Below are 25,070 nucleotides of genomic sequence, written 5' to 3' on the forward strand. Positions count from 1 at the left end.
CGCCGAACGAAGCAGAGGAGGCCTTCTACGCAAGCTTGAACGCAGCCGAAAAAGCAGCCTAATCATTGAACCACAAACTCTCCGGTAAACCCGGGGCGGTTCACCTTGCCTGCCGACGCTTCCGAGTTCGCGGGACAGGTCGGTCAGCCGATGGGCAACGAGGTGCACCACCTCACCCTCCCTCTGGCTGCGGCCCTGCACGGCGATCATGCCGGCCCCAAGGACGATCCGACGATGCGCCTTGAAAACCTTCGTCCAGACCACGAGGTTGGCGACACCGGTCTCGTCCTCGATGGTGATGAACATGACACCCTTGGCCGATCCCGGCCGCTGGCGGACCAGCACCAGGCCGGCGGTTTCCAGCCAGCGGCGATCGCGGCTGCCCATAGCCTCGGCGCAGGTCACGGTGCGGCGCTGCTTCAGTGTGTCGCGCAGGAACGAGGCCGGATGGCGGCGCAGCGACAGTCCGGTATGGCCGTAATCCTCGACCACCTCGCGGCCCAGGGTCATCGGGCGGAGCACGACAGCGGGCTCGGCTGGCTCAGGATTGTTTTCTCCTGCACGATCTGATGCCGCCGCGAAGAGCGGCAGCTCCTCGGGAGCCAGTCCCTTGATGGCCCAAGAGGCGTCGCGGCGGGACAGACCGAGACTGGGACGAAAGGCGTCGGCCTCGGCGATCCGCGTCAGGGCGGCAATCGGCACACGGACCCTGCGCCAGAGATCCTCGATTGAGGCATAGGCCTGATCCGCCCGCGTCGCGACAATCGCTGCGGCATGGCTGTTCGCCAGCCCCTTGATCATCCTGAGGCCGAGGCGGACGGCAAAGTGGCTGCCCTCGTCCTCGGGCCGTCCAGTCGGTTCCAGCGTGCAGTCCCAACGGGAGGCGTTCACACAAACTGGCCGGATCTCGACACCGTGCTCCTGCGCGTCGCGCACGATCTGCGCGGGGGCATAGAAGCCCATCGGCTGGCTGTTGAGCAGTGCCGCGCAGAAGGCGTCGGGATGCCAGCACTTCAGCCAGGCCGAGGCGTAGGCCACGAGTGCGAAGCTGGCCGCATGGCTTTCGGGAAAGCCGTAGGAGCCGAAGCATCAAGCTGCGGCGACAGAAACATGTGCTGATCGGCAAGCGGCGTCTTTGGTTTCCGATCAGGCACAGCGGTTCCTCGCAGGACAGGACAGCAAACCGTAAACATTCCTGTGCAACTTGATCAACTCCCGCGATTATGTGAGGGCCGAATTCCTAACAGTGGTTGAGTTGGTTCTTAAGGACTGGACGAACGCTGCTTCAACCTGCTCAGACGGAGGGTCTCTCGTGCGCCGGTTCAGGGTTGGGTGCAGATGGCTACGTGATCCTGAAGTTGACGACGTGTCTTGTCACCGACAATTTCTGTGAACTTGCCTGCCACTTGGCTGTGCAGGAAGACCAATCTTGAACAAGGCGCGGAGATGCCGAGCCTGTCCTTGCAACAGATCGAGGGGCCTCTCTCCATCTCCCTTTCTTGTCTCTCCGCAGAATGTCCGAGGGCCGTCAGATGCCTCTGTCTCGAAGATCCGTGCACAGACGCGCGGAGCTGATGTCCAGGCTATTTTGCAGCAAGCCTTTGCGCTTCTGCAAAAGCCGCCTCATAGGAACCATGCTCGAATGGATCGACGGCATAAAACGATCCTGGAGGCTGGAGATCCGCAACCACCAGCTAGCGGGCCGAGCATGAAATGAGTGCCCAGACGACGAGCGCGGTCCACTGCCCCAGGCCTTGACCCGGGATGGTCGCGTTGATCCAGTCGGGCGCGGATATATTCGTACCAAAGCGGGAGAAGCAGGTAACCCGGCGACTGGCTGTAGAACGTAATTCCAAACTGCTCATGCAGGACCTGCGTGAGCCTTGATCATGGGCAAAACGGCTTTCGAAATGGATCGGCTTTTTACGGTCCCGTCAACTTTCAGCTATATCTCTCGGATCCAATCCTGCCGGGCCGTCGTTCGGTGCCGTGGCAGGTAGGGGCGGACAAGCATGCGGATGAAGGTCGAGGTTGAACTGAGCTACAAGCTTCTGACGCCGGGACCTGCGATCCTGGCGGTCGAGGCCGCCGGGGCCTTCGGGCAGGAGATCAGCAACGCCACCATCGACTTCGGCCCGGTCGAGCATCTGGCCCGCGTCCCTGGCGAGGAAGGCATCGGCGAAAAGATCATCATCCGCACGGCGGAGGATCTGCGCTGCAACTATTCCGCCAGCGTGGTGGTGACGCGACCCCGCCCGGTCTTCGAACGCCTAACCGCGATGGAGATGGACGAGATGTCGGGCGATGCGCTGCGCTATCTGCTGCCTTCGCGTTACTGCCAGGCGGAACGCTTCGTGCCCTTCGTGAACCAGCGGTTCGGCGACAAGACCGGCGGCGCCAAGGTCATGGCGATCCGCGACTGGATAAGCCAGCGGCTGGACTATGTCTCGGGCGTCAGCAATGCCTCGACCACGGCGGCGGATACCTTTCTGGAACGGCGCGGGGTGTGCCGCGATTACGCCCACCTGATGATCGCGCTGTGCCGCGCGGCCCAGATCCCCGCGCGCATTGCCAGCGTCTTCGCCCCTGGGGTCGAGCCACCCGATTTCCATGCCGTGGCCGAGGTCTATCTGGAGGGCACCTGGCACCTGATCGACCCCACCGGCATGGCTGAGGCCGACGAGATGGCCTTGATCGCCGTGGGCCGCGACGCGGTGGACGTGGCCTTCCTGACCACGGTAACGGCGACGGAGTTGCAGACGCAGACCGTCAAGGCAATCCGTCAGCTCTGAATAGCCGTGTCGTGCGGCCAGTGCTTTGCATTGGCAGAACCTTTGCTACCGATGCTTGCTGCGATCTGGTGAAGAGATAAAGAACCCAAGACGGGCAAGGACCTTGCGGATATTGTGATCGCAGGCACAGGGGACAGGAAGGATCGCGCCACTAATGCCCTTCATGGATGGATGTCGTCCTTCCTGGCCAGATCGGCCGCCGTCAGTTCCTCACGGATGGCTTGCAACGCCACCTTCGCCTTGAACTCGGTCAGACAGCGTTTTCGTTTCGACATGCGGATCAGTCCTTCGCCAATTGCCAAAGCTTGGCAACTGGTCCGAATTCCTGCAGCCACCACTCCGCGAAGTCTGCGGCACGGCTAAGGTCGATGCTCATCACGACCGATATGATGAACCCCTGAACGTGCGGTGGCTTTGCCGCAGCCATCACGTTAAGCTGCACCACTACGGCGAAGATATGTTTCCCATCGGCCGTCCGCAGGCAGGAGCATTGGACTAAAGCAGCCAGTGACTGGCGACTATGCGGGACATTGCTGCCGCTATCTATCGTAAGCGGGGAGCTGAGGCCGTTCAGACTTTGTAATTCCACGGCATGAGAGTGTCGATTTGGGCACTCGGCCATCCGTTGGCGATGCGTTCCAGAGACTGGGTCAGCCATGCCGCCGGGTCTACGTCGTTCATCTTGCAGGTCTGCAACAGCGTGGCGATGGTTGCCCATGTGCGGCCGCCGCCGTCTGATCCGGCGAACAGGCTATTCTTCCTCGTGATGGTCTGGGGCCTGATGGCGCGCTCGACAATGTTGGAGTCCAGTTCAACAAGGCCGTCAGTCAGGAAGCGTTCTAAGATCTCGCGTCGGGTGACGGCATAGCGAATGGCCTCGGCCAGCTTCGATTTTCCAGAGATGCGCGGCAGGGTCTGTTGCCAAAGCATGAACAGCCCCGCGACGATGGGTGCCGAGACAGCCTGGCGCGCGGCGGCGCGCGTCTCGGGACTTTGGCCACGCATTTCTGCCTCGAGCTTCCACAGATCGGCCATCCGCTCCACTGTGGTAGTGGCGACCCGGCTGTCTCCGGCAGCGTGGAGTTCGTAAAACCGTCGTCGGCTATGGGCCCAGCATCCTGCCAGGCGCGGGCCGTCATTGCCCCCGTCCTTGCGCAACAGCTTGTTGTAGGCAGCGTAGCCGTCCACTTGCAGAATGCCGCGATAGCCCCCGAGATGCCGGCGCACGCAGTCGCCGGATCGACTGTCCTCGAAGCGGTAAGCCACCATGGGTGGGCTATTCCCTCCAAAGGTGCTGTCATCGCGGGCATAGGCCCAGAGCCATGCTTTCTTCGTGGCTCCGGTGCCAGGGGCAAGGGCCGGCAGGCTGGTTTCGTCCGCAAAAACCCGGGCACCCTTCAGGACCCCATCAAGGACATGATCTGCAAGGATTTCCAGTTCGAAGCCGACCCGGCCCATCCACTGCGCCATCAACCGCCTGTCGAGGTCGACCAGATCGCGGGCGTAGATCCCTTCCTGGCGATAAAGCGGAAGGCCATCGGCGTATTTGGAAACGGCGATATGTGCCAGCAGCGCCTCGGTCGGCAGGCCGCTTTCAATGATATGCGCCGGCGCCGGCGCTTGGATGACACCATCCCAACCCTTGAACGCGTATTTGGGGCGGCGGGTGACGATCACCCGGAACTTTGCCGGGATCACATCCAGCCGTTCCGACACATCTTCGCCGATCAGCACCTTCTGCTTGCCCACATGCACCGGCAGCTCCTCGGGCTCGAGCACCAACCTCAACCCGCTCCAGATGCGGTGGGAAGCCCTTGCGCGGCCGGGGTGGGCGCTTCGCGCTCGGGTCCGGGACTTTGCCGGCCTGCGCCCTCAGGGCAGCGATACCAGTCTCGATCTCCTCAAAGACGAAAGACTGCTGCGCATCCTCGTTTCCTGTCGTCTCGTTGGTGCCAAACTTTTCCGAGCGGCGTCCGGACCGGGCCCGGTCATAGGCTTTCAGGATCTGCATCAGTCGCTTGATCCGCTCGTCGGCATCCGAGCTGCGCGCTTTCAGGGCCGCATTCTCGTCCTCCAGGAGCGCCGTCTTCTGCGCCATGGCACGGACCATGGACTTCAGCAGCTCCATGTCATCGGGAAGGAAGAGATCGTCCGCGCTCATGCCTTGGAGATAGCATATCCTGACCGGCCATTCCGCAGGATATCCGCGCACAAGGCACAGGTGATTCACTTTGCCGCAGGCGGGTTAGCCCGCAAAGACAGGTGCCTTGACCGAGACCGGACGAACCCGCTTCCAGTCCAACCCGTCCAATAGCGCGGTGAGCTGGGCATGGTTCAACTGGACACGGACATGTCCGATCCTTGGCCAGCAGAATGAAGACTTCTCTAGCCGCTTGGCGAAGAGACAGATCCCGCTGCCGTCCCGCCAAACGATCTTGATCCGGTCCGCGCGTTTCGCCCGGAACACATAAAGGGCGCCGCTGAAGGGGTCGCTGCCTCCATCACGCACCAGGGACAGCAGGCTGTCCGGCCCCTTCCGGAAGTCAACCGGCTGGCTGGCCAGAAAGATTCTCACACCAGACGGGATCATGCCGAGCGCACCGCGCGAAAGATCCGGCGCAGCGCTGCCTCACTGAGATCGGGGCTGATCCGGATCGTGACATCGCCCACCATGATTTCCACAAGAGGGGCTGGCATGCTCGCGGGGGCACCCTCGCTCTGCTTGTTCAGAAAGGCCTTGCGCCACCCAAACAGCTGCGGCGGCGAAATCCCCAGACGGCGCGCCAGTGCGGAAACATTGACGCCCGGTTCCAGAGCCGCGGTGACTGCCTGTGCCTTGAACTCATCCGACCAGCGTCGTCGTTCGCCGACCGGCGCACCGTCCAGCCGCTCGACAACAGCCTCGACCAACTGAAAGCTACCAGTCGCAGGCATAGGCGTAGAACTAGGCGTAGGCATGGAACACCAGTGATCAGATCGATGTCCAAACCCTATCCGAGACCAGGCACGCCATTAACCCACGGGGTCTCCTTCCCGCTTACTATCTATCTTTCATGAAAGAAGGCCGATAGAGAGGGCAGAAAGAATCCTGACGTCAGCGCGGCATTGCAGCCGTCAACGGACGTAGAGACGAGTGCGTGGATCTGGCCTAGTCGTGATCGTCGAGGAAATTCGGCTGCGCGATCTTTGGGGGCAGCGGAAGCTCCCAGGTATGGATAACCTTTAGGCCGATTAGCTTCGAGAAATACGTTTGGTCGTTGTCGTCTGTGTAGAAAATTTTAGCACCCGAAGTCTTGGCGATGATCGATACCTGGCGGTCGAACTTGACCTTTTGCCAGTCAGCAGTGCTGCCGCTCTTCTTATCGCCAGATTTGCGGGCTTTCGCGTTCTCAATTCCTAGCTCGACTGCCGCTTTAGCGTCGAAAGATGCAATCTGCATTGAGGTTGATGCTCTGATCACCTCGATCGCTTTGGCGACACTCGGAACTGCCATGAGGACCTCTGCCAAGCATGGTGTCGGTATCAAGATCGTGTCCCCGTTTGCCGAATGCTCATCGATCATGGCTTCGACGCGCTCTCTCCAGAACTCGGTCGGCTGCCCGGTTGGTCCCCGCCGTGGTTGAGAATTCTGATTCAGAATAAGCGTTAGGAATGTATTATCTAGCGCAACTATCAATGAAACTGGCCGCCTCGTTCCTCGATCCTATCGATTTCGCCCAAGACATCTTCTGGCCAGTCGATATCAAGTGCTCGTAGCCTGTCGACGGTCTCGCGGAAGCTTTTTTCGATCGGTTGGAAGTCTATGATCGTCACGTCATTGACAGTCCAAGCTCCATCAGTCGTCCGCTTCCAAGTCCCGCGTCCTGTGATTTGAATTTGTTCGTCGAGAAACTCTCGCAGTGTAATGCCCATCTTCCGGGGAGCTACACAATAAACAACCCCGAATGCGTCCGTTGCGACTCGCAGCTTCACGTCATTCTTGGATACAGCGATATGGTAGAGTTCGCCGGAGAAGACAGCTTGGTCACAGATGCTATAAATTACATCGTCATCCGCCCTTGTTCCAGGGAACGGGATTACGTTGGTTCTATCTGGGCCAAAGAATTCGGCGCTAGTGCCGTCCTCTTGCAGCATGAAATTGATTTGATCCCGAGCACGCAATGCATTCTTCGGTGCGCTGCCGTCCTTGATCTCGAGTAGACGTTCCTCGACATGCTTCCGGGCCTCAGCGTCGACTGCGAGGCAAGTTGCATGGCTGCTCTTAAAAACATTGACCAGATGCAAATGCTCCGTAAGGCCTAGCATTTGCTTAAGCTGCGCATAGTAGTCGATCAGACGCCCGAAGGGCATCGTTTCGGGCGTGAAGCCCTCGATCTTGAATGTGTAATGCGCCTTGTCGGTCATGGTCGTTCTCCAACCCAGATCGTAGATGTATATCTGATCCGGGTAAATGACAGATTGTTACTCCTCTGCTCACCGCTTTGCCTGTAGATCCCGACTGCAGCTAACCTTTCCGCCACCCTTCAGAATCTTCACGCGGCCGACGCACTGGGCCCACTCTGCAATGGAGGGCGGTTCCGGAAGGCTGCATCGCGGAGCTTGGCAAGGCAGAGGGTCCATCTTGCGGTGGATGTCCGGATCGACGCTTCACCTGCAGAAGCGGTTCCTCCCCGCGGCACGGAAATCTCAAGGCGCAGAATGCTTAGCGACGGGCAAATTATGATGGTATCGCTAGAAATGGCCACCGAGTGACTGCTCTGTCAGGACGTACAGAAGTCCTGCTGCACTGCCGTCAGGCCGCTTCCCGCCCTTTACGTCGGTAGGGTGTGGTTGAAGGGACTTCTGTTCTCCAATCATGAATGAACCACTGCGCGTGGTGGGCTGCAGATCAGGCTTTGACTGTAACGTTTGCTACGGCGCTCGTGGACGACCGCAAGGGGTCCCTCGGGTTTCGAGAGGCAAAGCTTGGCTGGTCACTGCGTGACGGGATGAAGACCGGAGGAAAGGCCTCCGGCGCCCCGTCGCGGAGGATATTGCGATGCCCAGACACAACAACGGTGCCGACCGGCTGACGCATTCTGCACGCGATGGCGATGCTGCCGGTTCGCGGGCCGACACCTACGCGCGCGTCACGGCCGCCATCATTGCGGCAATCGAACACGGGGCAGGGGAGTGGCATGCACCGTGGTTTCACAACGGAAGCTGTGCCGCCCGGCCGACCAACGTGGCATCTGGCAGGCGTTACCGGGGCATCAACACCGTTGCGCTATGGGCCGCCGCCATGGCCTCCGGTTACAACGATGGTCTTTGGGGCACCTATCGGCAGTGGCAAGAGGCCGGGGCGCAGGTGCGCAAGGGCGAGCGCTCAACCACCATCGTCTTGTGGAAGCAGGTGTCCTCGTTCGACAAGGCCGGGGATACCGACAAGGACGACATGCGCCACGCCCGAATGTTTGCCGGCGCCTTTTCCGTGTTCAATGTCGACCAGGTGGACGGGTACGAGCGCCCTCCGACACACCTGCTGTCGGAGAACGAGCGTTTGGCGCAGGCGGAGGCTTTTGTCGCCAACCTGGGGATCACAACCGTGTTCGGAGGGACGGACGCCTTTTATCGTCCCTCGTCGGATACGGTGGTCATGCCGGACTTCGGATCGTTCCGGGACGCCCCGTCGTTCTACGGTGTCTGGCTGCATGAGCACGGTCACGCCTCCGGGGCAAAGCACAGGCTTGACCGCGATCTGTCGGGCCGGTTCGGCTCAGTTGCTTACGCGGCGGAAGAATGCTGCGTGGAGATCCTCAGTGGCCTCGTGCTTGCCGATCTCGGCATTGCCCACCATCCGCGTCCCGACCATGCCGCCTACCTTGCCTCCTGGCTCGAGGTCTTGAGGAACGACCCCCGCGCCCTGTTCACCGCCGCGGCCAAGGCCCAGCAGGCCGCCGACTGGATGCACGCGCAGCAGCCTTCCCCTCCGTCTTCCGGCGCACCTGATGAAACAGAGGCGGACTACCCTGGTTCTCCTGTTTTCACCGGCACGGTGTAGCAAGGGTTGCGCCTGGACATGCCAGAGAATCACCCCCGTCCGGCCACGCCGATATCGGTCCAACTCAGCCTGCGGGACGGGGGTCATCCAGCGGCCGGTCTCACGACCGCCCCCCGGTTCGACATGTCTTGCCTGAGCACGGTTTACAGCCGCCCGGCCTCGCGCCGGCTTCCGTCAGGAGACCTGCAGCCGTCCATCTGCATGGCCGGGGACGCGCCGGGTGAGGGCGTCTTGCTGTCTTCTCCCGGTCGCCGCGTGGGCCTGCTTCAGAGTGTGGCCGAAAACATCTCAGCGCAGCTGACGCGGCTCGCTGATCTCGTCCGCGTCCTGGGTGGCTTCGTGCACTTCCTCGCGAATGATTTTCTTGGTGATGTCATCGAGGTGGGACGTCAGGGCGCGGCTGAGCTCCTCGAATTCCGGCCATAGCGTCACGTGGACGAAACTGGCCGGGGCGCGGACCATGACGGTCTGGCGGTGCATGCGCGGATAGCGGAACGGCTTCATGCCGTAGCGCCGGCACAGCGCAATGAAGAGCTGACGTGACCAAGGATCGGTGATCGAGAACTTGAACTCCTCAGCCTGTTCCGTCCTGCTGATGGCCTCGAACTGGCGCCGAATGCGCTCTGCCGCGGCACCTGCTGCGGTTTTTTCCCCGGCTGTCGCAGCACCGGCATAGAGCGCCTCGATCTTGCGCAGCTTTTCGCGAAGGCGTTCCTCGGAGGACAGGACCATCAGTGGATCGTCGACCGGGCGGAAGGCGCGCTCTCGAGCATCTGGCGCCGGGCCCGGGCGCAGGACAGCACGGCCTCGTGGATTTCGGTTTCCATGATCCGGGTCAGTTCGCGCAAATGCTTGAAGGTGGTCTCAAGCTGCTCGGGGTCATCGGGTCTGGGCTCGCGCGCGGCGAGGTCGCAGATGCCGGTCATCATTGCCCGCAGCTCCTTGATGTGGCCGACGGCCTCGTGCGCCCGCTCGGGCAGATCGATGATCTCCTGCCCGTTGAAGAGCCCTGTCATGAAGCCATCCAGTTCCTCGAAGCGGACGCGGGCGTATCGGGCGAGATGTGCAGCGGTGGCGTCCGTCGACATCCGGGTGAGCCGGAAGGGCTGGCTGCGCTTCTGGTGCAGGGTCAACCCGTTCCACAGCCCCTGCACCAGGGCCTCGAGCAGGTCGTTGAGGTCATCGATGCTGTCAACGGCCGGGAGTTCGCCACCCCACAGGTCCTTGATGATCTGCAAGGGCGAAACCGACATCGTCGGAGTGGCGATATTGCCCAGAAACCGTGTGCGCACCTCGTGAAACGGCACAGGGCAGGCGTGCTTGGCAAGCAAGGCCTTTAAGGCGTTCTCAGTTGGACCCGCGGCAGTCTTCATCATGGTTGTCCCGAACATGCACATACAAGGGTAACCGCCCCGGGGCGGTCGGTCGTCGATCAGTTGCCTCGCATTGGTCTACCGGTTTGGGGTCCGAAGCAAGCTCCCCTCCTAGCGTCCTCAAGACATTCATCCATGACAGGATTTGGATGAAGGGCTTTGGGGGCGGGAAGGCAGAAGACCTTGCTGCCGCCCACGATAAAGCCGCCCGTGTTCGACATGTATCGCTCTCAGGCAAAACGCTGTGATCCGGGCCGCAACTCAAGGGCGGTCTGCAGAGAGTGAAAGGAGGGATGGGAGATCGTGACGGGTTGAAAGCCAGGGAGAGAGGCTCCCGGCGCCCGTCGCGGAGAACACTGCCATGGCCAAAGCCCTATCCCCCATCACCCTCGCGTCCGCGCGCGACATTCCCTTCGATAAGCTGGTCCTCAGCCAGTCCAACGTCCGGCGCATCAAGGCCGGCGTTTCGGTCGAGGAGCTTGCCGCATCCATTGCCCGGCGCGGCTTGATCCAGTCCCTCCATGTCCGTCCCGTCCTGGACGAGGACGGCGCAGAGACCGGTCTTTTCGAGGTGCCTGCCGGCGGCCGGCGCTTCCGTGCACTCGAGCTGCTGGTTAAGCAGAAGCGTCTGGCGAAGACCGCGCCCGTGCCCTGCATTGTGTCGGGGAGCGGGTCCGAGACGGACGTGCTGGTGGCCGAGCTGTCCTTGGCCGAGAACATCGAGCGGGCGCCCCTCCATCCGCTCGATCAGTTCCGCGCCTTCCAGACCCTGCGGGAGACCGGCATGACCGAAGAGGCCATCGCCGCGGCCTTTCTCGTCGATGCCAAGGTCGTCAAGCAGCGCCTGCGGCTGGCCTCTGTCTCGCCCGCGCTGCTCGAGGTCTACGCCGAGGACGCGATGACGCTCGAGCAGTTGATGGCCTTTACCGTGACCGACGACCATGCGCGCCAGGAGCAGGTCTGGCAGGTGGTCAGGGACAGCTGGTCGAAGGAGCCCTACACCATCCGCCGGATGCTGACCGAGACCACGGTGCGCGCGTCCGACCGGCGCGCGCTCTTCGTGGGCATTCCCGCCTACGAGGCGGCGGGCGGCATCGTGTTGCGCGATCTCTTCGAGACCGACGATGGCGGCTGGCTGCAGGACGTGGCCCTGCTCGACCGGCTGGTCGCGGAGAAGCTGAAGTGTGAGGCCAACGGGATTGCCGCGGAAGGCTGGGCCTGGGTCGAGGTAGCCGTGAGCTTACCCTATGGCCACGAGCGCGGGCTTCGGCAGATCGCCGGCACCACCATCGACCTGACCGACGAGGAGCGTGCCACCCGCGAGGCTTTGCGTGACGAATACGACCTGCTCGAGGCCGAGCATGCGGAAGCCGAGGAACTGCCCGAAGATGTGGACCGGCGGCTGGGAGAGATCGAGGCGGCGCTCGAGGCTTATGAGCACAGGCCAATGGTCTTCTCGCCCGAGCAGATGGCGCGCGCCGGGGTATTTGTCAGCATAGGCGCCGACGGCAGGTTGATGGTCGATCGTGGCCATGTCCGGCCAGACGATGAGGACGGGCAGGGGGGTGACGACGACGTGCCCGCGGGTACGCCTGATATGAAAGGTGGCGTCACGCCCAAGGACATGGGGCAACCTGTCCCCATCACGATGACGGGTGAGCCAGGCACCGGCGAGGAAAGTGCCGAGGAGACCGACACCCTCAAGCCCCTGCCCGAGAGCCTGGTGGTCGAGCTGACCGCATATCGCACCTTGGCGTTGCGCGACGCCCTGGCCGCGCACCCGCATGTCGCGCTGACAGCCCTTCTGCACCGGCTGGTGCTGGACTGCTTTGGCAGCCGCGACTGCGGCGCGGCCCTGGAGGCCTTTGTCCGGACCGTCTGCTTTCCCGTGCAGGCCCCGGGTCTGGCTGACAGCCTGCCCGCGCAACAGATCGCTGCGCGCCATGCGGCATGGCAGGCAGACCTGCCCGATGCCGAGGATGACGACCGGCTTTGGACTTGGCTCAACGACCTCGACGATGCAAGCCGACTGGCTCTGCTGGCCCACTGCGTCAGCTTCGGGGTCAATGCGCTTGTCGAGCGGCCCGGCTTCAGCGGCGGCACGGGTGTCAGTCAGCAGGGTCTCGAGCGGCGCCTCCGCGAGGCCGACCGGCTGGCCCGGGCAACAGAGCTCGATCTCGTGGAGGCGGGCTGGCGGCCCACGGTCGAGAGCTATCTTGGCCGGGTGACCAAGCCGCGCATCCTTGCGGCAGTGCGCGAAGGCGCAGGGGAGGCAGCGGCGCAGCGCATCGATCACCTGAAGAAACCCGACATGGCGCGGGAAGCCGAGCGGCTGCTGGCGGAGACCGGCTGGCTGCCCGAGCCGCTGCGGCTGCGGATTGCCGAAAGCGGGGCAACCAGCGACGAGAATGCCGGATCTGCTTCCCTGCCGACCGACCCGACCGGTGAGGCCAATAACGCGGAACCAGACGATACGGACGATCCCGCACGGGAGCCTCCGTCCGGAGCAGGGGAAGACGGCACTGCCCGCGTGGAGGAGGCCAATCCGCAAGGCATGGCCGCCGAGTGAGGATGGGAGCCGGGGCGGCATAGCCGCCCCGTCTCCCGCTCTCCCGGTCCACGACGGCTTGGTCGTGTCGCGCTGACCTGAGGCAGGGGCCGTGAACACCGCCCTCCCTTACCAAGAGGCAGAGCCAGGTGGGGGAGGGGACAAGCCCGGCGTGAGGAGGGAGAGCCGCGCCGCGCCGTTTCTGTCATCCCGCTCTCCCGGAGGACCTTTCCATGACCGATCCCGAACATGCCGGCAAGCCGGACCCTGACCTTGCTGCAAGCATCGCCCGTGTTCTTGCCGAACACGATGCTCATCAACAACGCGCAGCCGCGCTGCGCCCGGCCAACAAGGCCGCGCTCTTCGATGCCCTGGAGGCCGCCGGGATCACCACCGTCACGGTGACCTTCGACGGCTACGGCGACAGCGGCCAGATCGAGGATGTCACCGCACAGTGCGGCGAAACCATTGTCGATCTTCCTCCGGGGCAGGTTTCGCTGGCGTCCGCCACCTGGAACTCGGACGATGTGTCCACCGCCCAAGTGGAGATCGGGGCCGCTCTCGAGCAGCATTGCTATGACCTGCTCGAGCAAAGCCATCCCGGCTGGGAGAACAACGACGGCGCCTCTGGCGAGTTCGTCTTCGACGTGCCAGCCCGGGCGATCACGCTCGATCACAGGGAGCGCTACACCGCCACTGAAACCTACAGCCACGTGTTCTAAGGGAGGAGACCATGGCACATCCTTATCATCACGCCCTCTCCTCGGTCCGCAGCTGGGGCGGCAGCATCGAGGACTACCTGGCCGTCCATGCCTGGTTCGATGGCAGCAAGGAGATCCTTGCCGACTTCCGGCACCGGGCGCTGCGCCATCATGCCGAGGGCATCTTCATGTCGGAACGGCTGTTCGGTACCACGCTCACCCTGGCCTCGGGGCGGCGGATCCCCACCCGGTGGATCGGCGAGCAGCATGTCCGCGAGGATCTGGGCCACATCCCGAGCTTCGCCGACTGGGCCAGGGCGATCCGCCCGGAGCCGTGGATGGGACCGGCCGCAAGGATCGAGCCGATTGTCGATCTTGTTCCTGCCGTCAGCGAGGCAAGGAGGGGAGCATCCTGATATTCGCAACCTACCTGCGCCTGCATGTCGGGGTTTGTGCCGCGGCGAGCACGGTGGTTTGCGCGGTGGCGGCAGCGCTCATCAGCCCGCAGGCGCGTCATGACCGGCGTCTGCGGGAGATGCGCAAGGCCTTTTATCGCAACATGCCGCGCTGCCATGCGCCTGGCCCGCTGGCTTTATGACCGGATCAAGGCGCAATACGAGCACCTCCCCTCGGACGAGACCGTCGACCACGTCATTGCCGCCAACGGCTACACCTTCACGGCCGAAGGCCGGCGGTTCGGCTGATCCTCTCATGCCTCCTGCACGAGGTCGATGCCGACGGCTTTCGCCGCCTTCACGAACCGGCGGTCAAAGGTCAGAAACGCGTCCCTGTCCGTCGAGCGGCGAAGATGCAGCGCATCGGCAAAATCCATGCCCCGCTCGACCAAGTCAATCGCGGCCGCCACGATGGACGCGTCTTCAACGGTGACATGAGGAAGGCCGCCAAAGGCGCGCAAGGCGCGCGCCACATCCGCGGGGCCGTGGCCATAAGCGCTGCGCAACACCCATTCTGTTTCCAGCACCACGGTGACCGGCACGAACACGGGCTGCCCGTCCACGATCTCGCGCGCGCGCCTCGATTGTTCAGGATGATCGCCGGTCAGGTAGCGGACGACAATGTTGGTATCAATCGCGATCATGGTGCCTGCGGGCCTCGGCCAGCACCCCGGCCTCCATCTCTTCGAGCGAGACAGGCGCGCCCGTATGCGGCAACATCCCGAACACGGCGTCAGACCGGCTGGGCGCAAAGGCGGGCGCCGCCTTCAGCAACACGCCTTCGGGGGTGTCCTCGACGATGAGCCGGGTTCCTGCATCCCAGTCCCGGCGCCTGCGGATCGCTTTGGGCAGGATGACCTGTCCCTTGGTCGAGACGGTGGTGATTGGGGGATCGGCCTGTGCCATGTCGGGATCCTGTGTAAGACAAGGGTAAGATACGCGTCGCGGCACCGCGCATCAAGAGACAGAGGGTCGCCGGGAAAAGGCTGCGCCTGCCGGAGCTAGAGAGCGACATGGCGGGCGCATCCCTGTTTCTCATAACCGGAGATCTCCGCCATGACCCTCACCGCACCCTCATTCTCCTCTGCCATGCCCGTTCCCGAGGAGCGTCGCATGGCCTTTCTGCCTCGGCTGTTCGGCGCCCGCTTTCTGCTTATCGGCGAGCACACCGTCTTCGACTTCATGGAAAGGCTGAGCCCGACGGACTACACCGGCGGCATGTGGGACTTCCTTGAATTGGCAGGCGAGCCCCTTTATCTCGCCCCAACCTGCAGGCCGCGCTTCCACCTTGTCTGGGACGGCAACGGCTATGAAGGCGATGTCTCGGCTGACGCTGCGGGCATCATCGCCACGCTCTTTGCCTTCTCGCACCTGTCGTTCCGCCATGACGCCCCGGAACTGGCGGAAGGCTTTGCCCGCCTTTACGCCCATGCCGCGGATCATCCCGAGGCCCGCGAGATTTTCCAGGCCATCGACTGATCCCTGCAAGCGCCCTGCCGTTCGGCGGGGCGCTTGTTTCATGCTGGCTTCGCTGTGACGCCGCAGGAGGGCGGCTCAGACGGCAAGCGAGAGAAGCCTGCCTCCTGGACACGCGCCGGGATCTAGGGCCGAGGAGAAGATGCGCATCAGGTCGTTATCCTTGGCAGAAGGCGGTCCGATCAGCAGGTGCGTGGCTACCAAAACGGCCCCTGTCGAGCGGCTTGACTGCCATCTCGTGCTGTCTTGCCGAGCAGCCCACCTTGGGGTTACCGGATGGTCTTGGCCGTGCATGCAAGGCGGACCCTACGATGGAAAAGCGCACAATCTATGATGAACGCCTGGATGACTTGGCGCAAACCCTGGCGGACATGCTGGGCGTTGACAAGACGGAAGCCATGCGCCTGGCTCTCCAAAACGAGATCGAGCGTCTGCGGTCCACACCCACCATTGATGACCAGATTGCGACCCTGCGCGAGACGGTGAAGAACTACGGCCGCAAATCGACGCGCATGGTGCACCCGTCAAAAAAGCGCTGAGGGTCATACCAACGCTTCCGTCTGACCGCCTTGCGCGCTGTGCGCCCGGCGGCATCCGCTGTCACGGTGGACGCCGCCTCGTCACATGACTGCAGGTACTTGTGCCGACCTGTGCCCTTGAAGCCCAAGACCCTGCTTCCGCCAGCAGACCAGGGGATCGCCATCGGGGAAGGCTGTGAGGGTGTGCCGCCGGCCGTGGTGCGGTGATGGAGACAGTCAGAAAAGGCAGAGGGGGGTCGGGGCAGGAGGGTTGAGCCGATGCGGTCGAGAGAGTGCCGCGAGTTCGTGCTTTCCGCCCCCGGGGAAACGCCGCGACCGAGGGTCCGTGGTCCGGACCCGGAGGTGGCAGATGCCCCAGCACACAGGAGGTCCTCTGATGCCCCATCGTGACGCGTCCGATCTGGCGATCCGTCTTAGCCGGGAGGCCGAGGCGGTCTGCCGCCATTACCTGCCCTCTGGCCGAAAGAACGGCAACTACTGGCTGGTGGGCGATGTGAGAAACACCCCCGGCCGCTCGATGTTCGTGCGTCTGGCAGGCCCGGAAACCGGCGGGGGTGCCGCGGGCCGGTGGTCCGATGCCGCCACAGGCGAACACGGCGATCTGCTCGACCTCATCCGCGAAGCGGCCGGCCTTCTCGACTTCAAGGATGTGGCTGCCGAGGCACGCCGGTTTCTTGCGCTTCCCCATCCCGATCCGGCCTCGGTCCAGACAGCAGGTGGCGGGACATCCCGCAGGGCACCCGGCTCGCGGCAGGCGGCACGGCGGCTCTTCGCCATGGCCGAGCCGATCGCCGGCACGCTCGCGGCAACCTATCTGGCCAACAGGGCAATCACCTGCCTTTCCTCCACGGCCGCGCTGCGCTTCCACCCCCGGTGCTACTACCGGCCGGACGGGCAGGCGCGCCCCGAAGCCCGGCCGGCGATGATTGCCGCTGTCACCGATCTGGCCGGCCGCCAGACCGGCGCGCATCGCACCTGGCTTGCCCCGGATGGTTCCGGCAAGGCCCCGATCGCCACGCCGCGCCGGGCCATGGGGGAGCTTCTCGGCCACGGCGTCCGCTTCGGGGTGGCCGATGATGTGCTGGCGGTGGGCGAGGGCATCGAGACTGTGCTGTCGCCGCGCCAGGTGCTGCCTGGCATGCCNTGACAGAGCGCGCGACAGCCTTCTGGGCCGAGCGGCCAGCCTCGGCATCGAGGCGATTGCCCTTGTGCCCGTGGGGGGCGACTTCAATGACGACCTACGGCATCGTGGCGCTGCTACCCTGAGCGCGGCGCTGAAGGATGTGCTCCATCCCGACGACCGACGCCGTTTCCTGCCGGGGTGAGGCAGGGTCCGGGCTGGTGGCCGGGCCTCTGCCCTTTGGACGGGTCCCCCCCTTGTCCCGGTCACCTCTCCTTCACGCGCGGAGATCCGCGTTCCGGGCCTTCGAGGAGGGCAATCGGCGCACAGCCGGATCGGCCGGGCAATGGCGGCGGCCGACTATTTTCCGCCGCGTCCTGCGGACGCTTTGCATCGCGAAGCAAAATAGCCGGCCTTGGCCATCAAGGCCCTCGCGAGGCGCGAGGGCTGCCCGTCCGTCCCTCCGGTGCGCTTCGATGCCCGCGAAGGCCGCGAGAAACGCGGGTCTCGCCCCCATCGAAGGAGAACGCGATGACACAGGATCCCGACGACCAGGCCCCCGAGCCGGTCCATACCGCCTCCCAGACTGACCACGTCCTGACCGAACTCCAGCTTTACGGCTGGCGCCCCTTTCAGGATGAGCCCGATCCCCGGCCGTTGCCCGAGGCCGATACCGTCTCCACTGCCGTGTCCGACATCTTCGACGCCCTGGTGGCGAGCCTCAGTGACACCCGGCTCGAGCCCGATCTCGAGGAACTGCTCTGGGGCACCGTCAATCTCTTCCACCGTGCCGCGGCCCGCGTCGCGCGCGAACTCGACAGCAACGAACAGGCGCAGCGCCGCCTGCAGCGCGAGCAGGACGGCAGCGAGGTGAAATCCGTCGAACTCGAACGCCTCGTTGCGGAAGGGCAGACCCTGATCGAACGGCGCGCCGGCATGGAGCTCTTCCGCGACCTCGCGACCGAGGCCTTCGAGCACCACACCGGCAGTGCCTGGCGGCCACGCACGGGCTCGATGGTCAGCCATCGCCATCTCACGGCGGCAATGATCGACAGCCGCGACTTCCTGGCCGCCAAGCGCCGGGCCGAGACCGAGGTGATGCTGCCTGCCGGGCCAAAGGTGGCCCTGACCGGCGGCGCGGACTTCAACGACCACCGGCTGATCTGGGCCAGGCTCGATCAGGTCCATGCCAAGCACCCCGACATGGTGCTCCTGCATGGCGGCTCACCCAAGGGCGCGGAACTCATTGCATCCCGCTGGGCCGATCACCGCAAGGTGCCCCAGATCGCCTTCCGTCCCGACTGGACGAGGCACGGCAAGGCCGCACCCTTCAAGCGCAATGACGCGCTGCTCGATGTCCTGCCGGTCGGTGTCCTGGTCTTCCCCGGCACCGGCATCCAGGAGAACCTGGCTGACAAGGCCCGCAAGCTGGGCATCCCGGTCATGAAGATCGAGGGCGGCGCGTAAGCGCCGTTCTCTACCGCCCTCTGCCAGCCACAGGGTCGTTGTCAGACACCGCCTGCTGCGCCGCCCTGTGGCGGGTGGTTCAGCAAAAGGTCCGGGTGGCGCGGGGAGCGCCGTGCAGGGGGGATTCGGACGAGCCGAACGCCCCCTGCAGGACAGCATAGCGCCTGGCCCGCACCGGTGTCGGAAGGGAAGGAAGAGGGGAACCGCCGGTTCCCCCGTCAACCGCAAAATGCGGCACCCCAAGGGGGCACCCCCATCTTCCGCGCCGCCGGGCGGCGGCTTGTGCAGACGGGGCCCCCGACCCTTGGGGCTTGATTTTGCAGTTGCCGGGCCCCCCTCCCGCCCTCGCCGGGAGGCAGCCCAGGAAGGTGAGACGCGCCGGGGGCGCGGCTCGCCTTCCCGGTCCGCTCCCATTCTTGAAGAAGGGCAAGACCGGGAGGGGATCGCCAGATCATAAGGAGGGTTTTCTCATGACGCGCTATCAATGCATCTCCTGCGAGGCCACCCAGATCACGGCAGGCATCCGTCCAGACGCTTGCCGCCATTGCGCGGGGCCGGTCTTCGATCTCGACCGCTACGAGGCCGCATTGGCCGAGGCGCGGATCATCGGGGCGCAGAACGACGCCTTCCGGGCGGCCCTTGGGCAGACCGAATGGCAGGGCGAGACTCTGCGCGGCAGGGTGGTCGTGACGCGCGGGATCGTTGCCCGGGGCCCTGACTTCGTGGACGCGGCCCTCGACCGGGTGCGCACCGACGCGGCGGTCATGGACGATCATGGCACCGATGGCGTCCGCAGCTTCGGCATGCCGGATGTGCCGCACGGAGACGAAACCGTGCGCATCTACTGGAAGATCGACCTTTACGACACCGACGGGTTGATGGGACCGGAGGTGGAAACGGATCCTGCACAGACGATCCGTATCCTGACCCTCTGCCTGCCCGACGAATACTGATCCGGCATGGGCGGCTTCGAAAGCGGGGCCGCCTGATGTTGCCGATGGTATCAGGTCAGAGATCGCCTTCTTCCCAGACATCCTCAAGCATTTCATTTTTATCAAATGCTGGTCCCTTATGAGCAGAAGGATCGTTGTTCCTATTCATCCCTTGAGGGAGGGCAGCACATGACCGATGCGACACTCTCGCTTGACGGCATTGAGCCGATCAGCGGCACAATAGAAACCGGGGGCGACTATATCCGGTTCAGCGCAGACACGACCCTTGACGAACATCAGATCAACGGACCTCATGAGGGGCAGCTGTCCCTGAACGGTGCCGACGAGCGGGTCGTTCTCGAAAGCTACCACGCCATTGAAGGCGGCGGCTGCGAGATAACCCTTCGACGCATTACGCCATCTGCGTCGTGATAAGGGTCAGAAATATTGTCAAAGGTGCCCCGGTAATCCTTGGTCATGACCATGGCCCGCCCTTAACGCTGCCTCCAGCATAGGGAAGACGCGAGAACAACGCGACAGGCGAGATGCCCAGTGACACATAGCAACCGGACCTATTCCCGCAGTTCGGAGACCACGGCGTGGAAATAGGATCCTTGCAGGATCGGACAGGCCACCCTGCCCGTCGCATGTGCGACATGCGAAGGCGCCACCAAAGTCAGCGGGCAGGTCGCATCCGGACCCCCACCTTTGAAGGAAAGCTATTCCGACCTCCATCAGAAATCTCTTGCTGCGCGGCTGAGCGCTATGCCAAGCAAGGTCTTGTTGTGCAGCGGAGAGGGACGATGGCACGCGGGACTGTCAAGTGGTTCAACACCGACAAGGGTTATGGCTTCATTGCGCCGGAGACCGGGGGCGGGGATGTGTTTGTCCATATCACGGCCGTTCAGCGCGCCGGACTGGACACGCTGCGGGACGGGCAGAAAGTCTCCTTTGAACTGGAGACCGGCCGCAACGGCAAGACAAGCGCAGTCGATCTGCAGGCCATCTGAGACGACAAAGGTGGTCGCCGCCCTGCCGCAAACATGCTGCGGGTGAGGGCGTCTTCACAAGAGGGGCGGCACCATCCCGCCCTGTTAACCGCTCCTTAACCAGGTCTGCCTTATGCAAATAGCGCATAAGAGGATCGGGCATGAGCTACCGGATCACCACCTACAGCGCCTTGCAGGCCCACCTGTCGGCAGCCAACACGGCGGTGATGCTGTGTCGGGCCAATATCGGCCGGCTGCCTTTGTCCAGCCAGGAGCGCGATGCAGCAATCGACCGGATCAGAAAGCAGATCGGCGAGTTGGAGACGCTCATCCTGGAGCTTGAGGGTCCGGGCGGCAAGCTAGCCGCGCCCTTCATCCGGACACGGGTCAGAAAGGCATCCCCGCCTCGCAGGACCAGCACCCTCTCGGACAACCGGACGTGACAGCGGGCCCCGATGACGAGGGATTCCAGGCGAACGCGGGCCCGGGCTTCATGTGAGGGACCTGGAGCTCTTCTCCGCCCCCGACATCACTGGCACCACGCCTTACGGATGGGGGATCTCTCAGCCGGGCGGGAACACTCTGAAACCAACCACACACACCCGCTCGGCTGATAAGACCTTTATGTCTGCGCCGGGCTTCAGGGGATAGTTGATCTTTCGGGCAGAAAACAGTGCCCACTCCGCCAAACCATAGAAAGAGGCGTAGGATCTGCCTTGTTGTGTCGCGTGATCTCTGGTCCTCAGGCAGCCGTGCCCGTAGAGGAAGAGCGCGATCATGAGCCACGCCCCTCGGCAGGCGCGGCTCCCCTCGGCTCGGGGTATCAGATTGGTATGGGCCAGCTTGACCCTCCGGTAGACACTGGGTGCTTGTGTTCTGAAGCGCCGCGGGCCCCTCTAACAAGGGGCGGTGGATCTCTCGGATTGCCAGCACGAAACCCGTGACAGATCCCCTAAAATATGGCATGGTGAGAGATGTAACGTTGGCAGGAAATGCCTAATGTCTACACCTGTGGAATGGAGCGCCCGATGGCCCTTCGAGACACGCCCCAGACCCCCGCAGACCCAGTGCGCCCCGGCGGCAAGCGGCGCTCGCCCGCGTCACAGCACGGTTCTTGCAAACAGATCAGCAAGACCCGCCCGGACGGCCCTCGCCGCAGCCGGGAGACGGCCACCACCGGAGGCCAAGCCGTTTCGGCCCGGCTGTCGCCGGTCGAGCTGGAGGCGCTCTTGGTGCTGAAAAGCCGCCATGGCCTTGGCTCGACCTCGGACGCCCTGCGAGCCCTGGTGCGGGCGGCCTCGGGGATGCTGGAGTTCGACCCCGCCACCGGTGTGCGCCTCGAGGCCGTGCGGGCCGAGCTCCAGGAGATCGGCCTTGCCGTGAACGCAATCGCCTTGGCGGCGGGCCAGGGTCGCATCGATCCAAGCGGTGAGCAATGGGCGGTCCTCAACGCCCTGCGCCAGACCCTGCCGGAGATGCGCGCCGATCTGCGGGCAGTGGTGGACGAGCAGCGGCGTCGCGGCATCCGGCTCTTTATGGCATGGAAGGAGGCGGAGCATGGCGAGCCTCGCGGATGATCTGATCGGCGAGATCCGGCTGCGCCGCGTCGGCGGCCGGGTGCCGCGCGACAGCGGGTTCGGCAAGACGACGGGGCGACGATCCGGGGCCAGGGGGTCGTCCTTCTCGGCGCAGGCCCGCAATCTGTGGCGGGTGGGCCAGGGCTCGAACGCCGCGGTGCTGAAGAAGATCGCGCGGGGCGGCACGCAGACGCCGGGCCGGCTCCAGGCGCAGCTTCGCTATCTCTTCACCAAGTCGCATGCGCTCTTCGGCAACACGGTCGCGCTTGATCCAGAGGCACAGGTGCTGTCAGCCGAGCAGCGCCGCGCGATTGTGCTCGACTGGTCGGACGGCTGGCGGGGCGATCCAAAGAATGGCCATACCACGCATCTGCTCCTCTCGTTTCCCTATGACCTTGCGCCCCGAAAGGCGCTGCGGATCGCGGAGGCCTGGGCCTTCGAGATGTTCCAGTCAGGCACCCATATGCAGGATGAATGGGCCTATGTGGCGGCGCTGCACACCGACCGCTCGCACCCCCATGTCCATATCGTGGTGAACAACCGCGGTCTCGAGCAGGACACCTGGTTCTTCATGGCGAAGGATCATGCCTTCAACCTTTCCACCATGAAGGAGCGGCTGGTGGAGATCGCGGGCGGGATGGGGGTGGAACTCGATGCCTCCTCACGCCTCGAGCGGGGCATCCTGACCTATGGGCCGAGCCGTGCCGAGATCGAGGGGGCGGCGCGCGAGAGGCGCCCGGTGCGCGAGCGGGCGCTGCAGGGCCCGGCGCTCGAGGAGGGGCTGGCGGTGGTCACCCGCAGCGCGGCCACGCTCAAGATGCTGGCCGGGATCGCCAGCCTTGCCCGGCTCAAGGAGGTGAAGCTGCGCATGGAGCGGGCTGCCAAGATCCTCGAGACCGGCGGTATCATATCCCCACAAACCCTGAAGGAGACGACTATGGATCTGGACGGCACCATCATTCCGCATACCCGGCAGAGCCTGGACCGGGTGTTTGCCGGCTGGCTTGATCGGGCCGAGCGCGAGATCGCCACCCTTGGTCCCGAGGACCGGCGCGAGATGCGCACGGAACTGGCGGAGGTCACCACCGCGATCCTGCGCGATCTGGGCGATGCACGCGGCGCCGAGCTGGTCATGGAGCCGCCGCGCTCGGCCCTCTACCGGAGCGAGCTTGGAGACAGCGCCATCACCCGCGGGACGGTCACGAAGACCCTGTCCCGGACCGCCGCCCTTGAGGTGCGGACCGGGGTCCTGGAGGCGGCCGAAGCCATCGGCATCGAGCGGCCCGCGATGGAGCGGCGGCTCGAGCATCCGGCTGCCAATGCCTGGCAGGAGCGCGAGTGGGTCAAGGCAGATCTCAGGGCAGTCTCGGTTGCCCGAGGGCTCGATCTCGACGTAAAGGCCGAGCGCGACCAGGTGGCCGACCTCGTGGACAGCTTCTACGCCACCGCCGCCAAGGTGCTGAACCACGCCCTGGGGATGGAGCACGCCCGGGAGACGGTCCACAGCCGCGAGAGCGATCGCCTGGTGCGGACGCTCGAGACGCTGTCCCGGGTACACCGCCAGCACCGCCGGGTCGAGTTCGAGGGGGAGGACCACGCCGAACGCTTCGCGCGCGACCTGAAGGAGCGGTACGGCGAAAGGGTCATGGAGCAGATCGCTTCAGGCGATGATCGGGCCTTGGCCTCGGACTTTCCCGAAGAAGGGCCACGCCGCGCGATCGCCCGTGCCCTGGTGGTAGCCGCCGAGAGCCACGAAAGCCTGGGTTTGTCCCGGCGGCAGGCGGAACTGGCCAGGGAACGGCTGCTCTCGAGCGAGCACCAGCACGAGCGGGCGCAACATGAGTTGCGCCGCAAGGACTTCGATCTCGACCTCTGAAAGGAGGCAGAACCGATGAACCGGATGATCATTGCTATTCCCACGGGATTGATTGCCGGAGCCCTTGTCGGGCTGATGATGGGAGGCTTGTGGCTGCATTGGCAGCTTGGGGCGGGCATGAATGCGGGACACCCGTTCGTTCTGGTGACCGAGTTTCCCGGCCTGCGGATGGCCGGGCAGGATCCCTGGCGTTCGGCCTATGCGATCGTTCTGGCAGGTGCCGTGCTTTTGTCCCTGCTGGCCGTGGCGTTCACTCTGACCCATCGGCTGACCACCTATGGTACAGCGCATTTCCAGACCCGGCGCGAGATCCGGCGCAACGGGCTCCTGCAGCCCGTAGGGGCAGGGCTGGTGTTCGGCAAGTTCGGCAAGCCGCACAGAAAGGGCCGCTTTGTCTGCGGCAGCTACGACCGCTTCCCCCATGCCCTGGTGGCCGCGCCCACCCGCTCGGGCAAGGGGGTGGGATACGTGATGCCGAACACGCTGCTCTTTCCCGGCTCCTGCGTGGTGATGGATGTGAAAGGCGATATCTTCGAGGCGACGGCCCGGCACCGCCAGGCGCAGGGCGACCAGGTGATCCGCATCGCGCCGTTTGACTTCGAGCACCCGTCGCATCGCTACAACCCGCTTGAGCGGATCAGCAGGATTGCGGATACCGACCAGCGGTTCACCGAGCTCTCAAAGCTCGCCAGCTATTTCCTGATCCCGAAGAACGAGAAGGGCGGCGCCTCGGACTTCATCGTGGGCGCGCGCCAGCTCTTCGTGGCCGGCGGCATGCTGGCCATCGAGCGCGGCACGCCGACGCTTGGCGCCATTGCCCGCATCCTCTTCGATACCGGCAACAAGGAGGCAGCCTACGCCGCCTTGGCAGCCGAGGCGCGTCACGCCCAGACGGCGACAATCTTTCTCAACTTCTCGGGCCATTCCGATCGGACGCTCTCGTCTTACGCTTCGGTTCTTGACGGCTCCGGCCTCGGGCTGTGGCTCAACCCCCGGATCGACAAGATCACGAGCGCCAACGACTTTTCCTGGGGCGACATTCGGCGGCGCCCGCATGCGGTCTATGTCGTCGCCAACTCCGACGATATCCCGACGCTTTCCCCGCTTCTGCGGCTGATGTTCGGAGAGTTGATCGCCACCATGCGCGCGCACATCCCCGATCCGACAACGGAGCCCTGGCCTGTA

General features: G+C 64.1%; 26 protein-coding genes and 1 pseudogene. 17 read left to right on the plus strand and 10 right to left on the minus strand.

Going from position 1 to position 25,070, the window contains the following annotated elements; all coding sequences use genetic code 11:
• A partial coding sequence (locus IEX25_RS18180) for a helix-hairpin-helix domain-containing protein (RefSeq protein WP_440589949.1) occupies window positions 1–1,038 on the minus strand: 1,038 nt, incomplete at its 3' end.
• Window positions 1,039–2,012: 974 nt separating this feature from the next.
• Between IEX25_RS18180 and IEX25_RS18185 the strand changes: the two genes are divergently transcribed.
• Window positions 2,013–2,792, plus strand: coding sequence for a transglutaminase-like domain-containing protein (locus IEX25_RS18185; RefSeq protein ID WP_188717010.1), 780 nt, complete (start codon window positions 2,013–2,015; stop codon window positions 2,790–2,792).
• Window positions 2,793–3,362: 570 nt separating this feature from the next.
• Here the strand turns inward: IEX25_RS18185 and tnpC are convergent.
• From tnpC to IEX25_RS18210, 5 genes and pseudogenes are all read right to left on the minus strand, one after another.
• A pseudogene (tnpC, locus tag IEX25_RS18190) lies at window positions 3,363–4,953 on the minus strand (IS66 family transposase).
• An 84-nt stretch (window positions 4,954–5,037) separates the two neighbouring features.
• Window positions 5,038–5,382 (minus strand): IS66 family insertion sequence element accessory protein TnpB, encoded by a 345-nt coding sequence (gene tnpB / locus IEX25_RS18195; protein ID WP_188717011.1) that lies wholly within the window; start codon window positions 5,380–5,382, stop codon window positions 5,038–5,040.
• Complete coding sequence (locus tag IEX25_RS18200; RefSeq protein WP_229665436.1) at window positions 5,379–5,702, minus strand: transposase; 324 nt, start codon at window positions 5,700–5,702, stop codon at window positions 5,379–5,381. Before IEX25_RS18200 ends, tnpB begins: the two co-directional genes overlap by 4 nt.
• A 238-nt stretch (window positions 5,703–5,940) precedes the next feature.
• Window positions 5,941–6,354 (minus strand): hypothetical protein, encoded by a 414-nt coding sequence (locus tag IEX25_RS18205; protein ID WP_188717013.1) that lies wholly within the window; start codon window positions 6,352–6,354, stop codon window positions 5,941–5,943.
• A gap of 110 nt (window positions 6,355–6,464) precedes the next feature.
• Window positions 6,465–7,196, minus strand: coding sequence for a hypothetical protein (locus tag IEX25_RS18210; protein ID WP_188717014.1), 732 nt, complete (start codon window positions 7,194–7,196; stop codon window positions 6,465–6,467).
• 634 nt (window positions 7,197–7,830) lie between these two features.
• Between IEX25_RS18210 and IEX25_RS18215 the strand changes: the two genes are divergently transcribed.
• Complete coding sequence (locus IEX25_RS18215) at window positions 7,831–8,832, plus strand: ArdC family protein (RefSeq protein ID WP_188717016.1); 1,002 nt, start codon at window positions 7,831–7,833, stop codon at window positions 8,830–8,832.
• A gap of 288 nt (window positions 8,833–9,120) precedes the next feature.
• On the opposite strand, the gene IEX25_RS18220 is transcribed toward IEX25_RS18215, so the two are convergent.
• Both IEX25_RS18220 and IEX25_RS18225 read right to left on the minus strand, forming a co-directional pair.
• Window positions 9,121–9,564, minus strand: a complete 444-nt coding sequence (locus IEX25_RS18220) for a hypothetical protein (protein ID WP_188717018.1) — start codon at window positions 9,562–9,564, stop codon at window positions 9,121–9,123.
• On the minus strand, window positions 9,564–10,208 hold the full coding sequence (locus IEX25_RS18225; protein ID WP_188717020.1) for a hypothetical protein: 645 nt from the start codon (window positions 10,206–10,208) through the stop codon (window positions 9,564–9,566). The genes IEX25_RS18220 and IEX25_RS18225 overlap by 1 nt, the downstream gene beginning before the upstream one ends.
• A 358-nt stretch (window positions 10,209–10,566) precedes the next feature.
• Between IEX25_RS18225 and IEX25_RS18230 the strand changes: the two genes are divergently transcribed.
• The 4 genes from IEX25_RS18230 to IEX25_RS20360 all read left to right on the plus strand — a co-directional run bounded on the left by IEX25_RS18230 (window position 10,567) and on the right by IEX25_RS20360 (window position 14,158).
• Window positions 10,567–12,774: a ParB/RepB/Spo0J family partition protein gene (locus tag IEX25_RS18230; RefSeq protein WP_188717022.1), complete on the plus strand. Its 2,208-nt coding sequence runs from the start codon at window positions 10,567–10,569 to the stop codon at window positions 12,772–12,774.
• A gap of 212 nt (window positions 12,775–12,986) precedes the next feature.
• Window positions 12,987–13,475 (plus strand): DUF6878 family protein, encoded by a 489-nt coding sequence (locus IEX25_RS18235; protein ID WP_188717024.1) that lies wholly within the window; start codon window positions 12,987–12,989, stop codon window positions 13,473–13,475.
• A gap of 11 nt (window positions 13,476–13,486) precedes the next feature.
• Window positions 13,487–13,870 (plus strand): DUF6915 family protein, encoded by a 384-nt coding sequence (locus IEX25_RS18240; RefSeq protein WP_188717026.1) that lies wholly within the window; start codon window positions 13,487–13,489, stop codon window positions 13,868–13,870.
• Between the two features lie 156 nt (window positions 13,871–14,026).
• Window positions 14,027–14,158 (plus strand): hypothetical protein, encoded by a 132-nt coding sequence (locus IEX25_RS20360; protein WP_256388186.1) that lies wholly within the window; start codon window positions 14,027–14,029, stop codon window positions 14,156–14,158.
• Window positions 14,159–14,163: 5 nt separating this feature from the next.
• Here IEX25_RS20360 and IEX25_RS18245 read toward each other — a convergent pair whose 3' ends face one another.
• Together IEX25_RS18245 and IEX25_RS18250 are read right to left on the minus strand one after the other, a co-directional pair.
• On the minus strand, window positions 14,164–14,553 hold the full coding sequence (locus tag IEX25_RS18245; protein WP_188717027.1) for a type II toxin-antitoxin system VapC family toxin: 390 nt from the start codon (window positions 14,551–14,553) through the stop codon (window positions 14,164–14,166).
• Window positions 14,540–14,815 (minus strand): AbrB/MazE/SpoVT family DNA-binding domain-containing protein, encoded by a 276-nt coding sequence (locus IEX25_RS18250; RefSeq protein ID WP_103175188.1) that lies wholly within the window; start codon window positions 14,813–14,815, stop codon window positions 14,540–14,542. The genes IEX25_RS18245 and IEX25_RS18250 overlap by 14 nt, the downstream gene beginning before the upstream one ends.
• A gap of 207 nt (window positions 14,816–15,022) precedes the next feature.
• Here IEX25_RS18250 and IEX25_RS18255 point away from each other — a divergent pair, with 207 nt between their 5' ends.
• The 11 genes from IEX25_RS18255 to IEX25_RS18305 all read left to right on the plus strand — a co-directional run.
• Window positions 15,023–15,388, plus strand: coding sequence for an antirestriction protein (locus IEX25_RS18255; protein WP_229665438.1), 366 nt, complete (start codon window positions 15,023–15,025; stop codon window positions 15,386–15,388).
• 308 nt (window positions 15,389–15,696) lie between these two features.
• Window positions 15,697–15,924, plus strand: a complete 228-nt coding sequence (locus IEX25_RS18260) for a type II toxin-antitoxin system VapB family antitoxin (protein WP_188717032.1) — start codon at window positions 15,697–15,699, stop codon at window positions 15,922–15,924.
• 376 nt (window positions 15,925–16,300) lie between these two features.
• The gene (locus IEX25_RS18265) at window positions 16,301–17,071 is read left to right on the plus strand and encodes a DUF7146 domain-containing protein (protein ID WP_440589950.1); all 771 of its coding nucleotides are present in this window, start codon (window positions 16,301–16,303) and stop codon (window positions 17,069–17,071) included.
• Between the two features lie 504 nt (window positions 17,072–17,575).
• Entirely contained in the window at window positions 17,576–18,511 is a 936-nt protein-coding gene (locus IEX25_RS18270; RefSeq protein WP_188717034.1) for a DUF2493 domain-containing protein, read from the plus strand.
• Window positions 18,512–18,981: 470 nt separating this feature from the next.
• A complete protein-coding gene (locus IEX25_RS18275) occupies window positions 18,982–19,464 on the plus strand; it encodes a DUF3768 domain-containing protein (protein ID WP_188717036.1) in 483 nt (160 codons plus the stop codon).
• 168 nt (window positions 19,465–19,632) lie between these two features.
• Window positions 19,633–19,875 (plus strand): hypothetical protein, encoded by a 243-nt coding sequence (locus IEX25_RS18280; protein WP_103175207.1) that lies wholly within the window; start codon window positions 19,633–19,635, stop codon window positions 19,873–19,875.
• 371 nt (window positions 19,876–20,246) lie between these two features.
• Complete coding sequence (locus IEX25_RS18285) at window positions 20,247–20,453, plus strand: cold-shock protein (protein ID WP_188717038.1); 207 nt, start codon at window positions 20,247–20,249, stop codon at window positions 20,451–20,453.
• 140 nt (window positions 20,454–20,593) lie between these two features.
• Window positions 20,594–20,875, plus strand: coding sequence for a hypothetical protein (locus IEX25_RS18290; RefSeq protein ID WP_188717040.1), 282 nt, complete (start codon window positions 20,594–20,596; stop codon window positions 20,873–20,875).
• A 585-nt stretch (window positions 20,876–21,460) separates the two neighbouring features.
• On the plus strand, window positions 21,461–22,009 hold the full coding sequence (locus IEX25_RS18295; protein WP_188717041.1) for a hypothetical protein: 549 nt from the start codon (window positions 21,461–21,463) through the stop codon (window positions 22,007–22,009).
• Window positions 21,990–23,885 carry a relaxase/mobilization nuclease domain-containing protein gene (locus IEX25_RS18300; protein ID WP_188717043.1) on the plus strand — a complete coding sequence of 632 codons (1,896 nt, stop codon included), beginning with the start codon at window positions 21,990–21,992 and terminating at the stop codon, window positions 23,883–23,885. The genes IEX25_RS18295 and IEX25_RS18300 overlap by 20 nt, the downstream gene beginning before the upstream one ends.
• A 15-nt stretch (window positions 23,886–23,900) precedes the next feature.
• On the plus strand, window positions 23,901–25,070 hold a 1,170-nt coding region (locus IEX25_RS18305; RefSeq protein WP_188717045.1), incomplete at its 3' end, for a type IV secretory system conjugative DNA transfer family protein.

Origin of the sequence: Paracoccus acridae (genome assembly GCF_014642735.1) — a bacterium.
Classification (GTDB): domain Bacteria; phylum Pseudomonadota; class Alphaproteobacteria; order Rhodobacterales; family Rhodobacteraceae; genus Paracoccus; species Paracoccus acridae.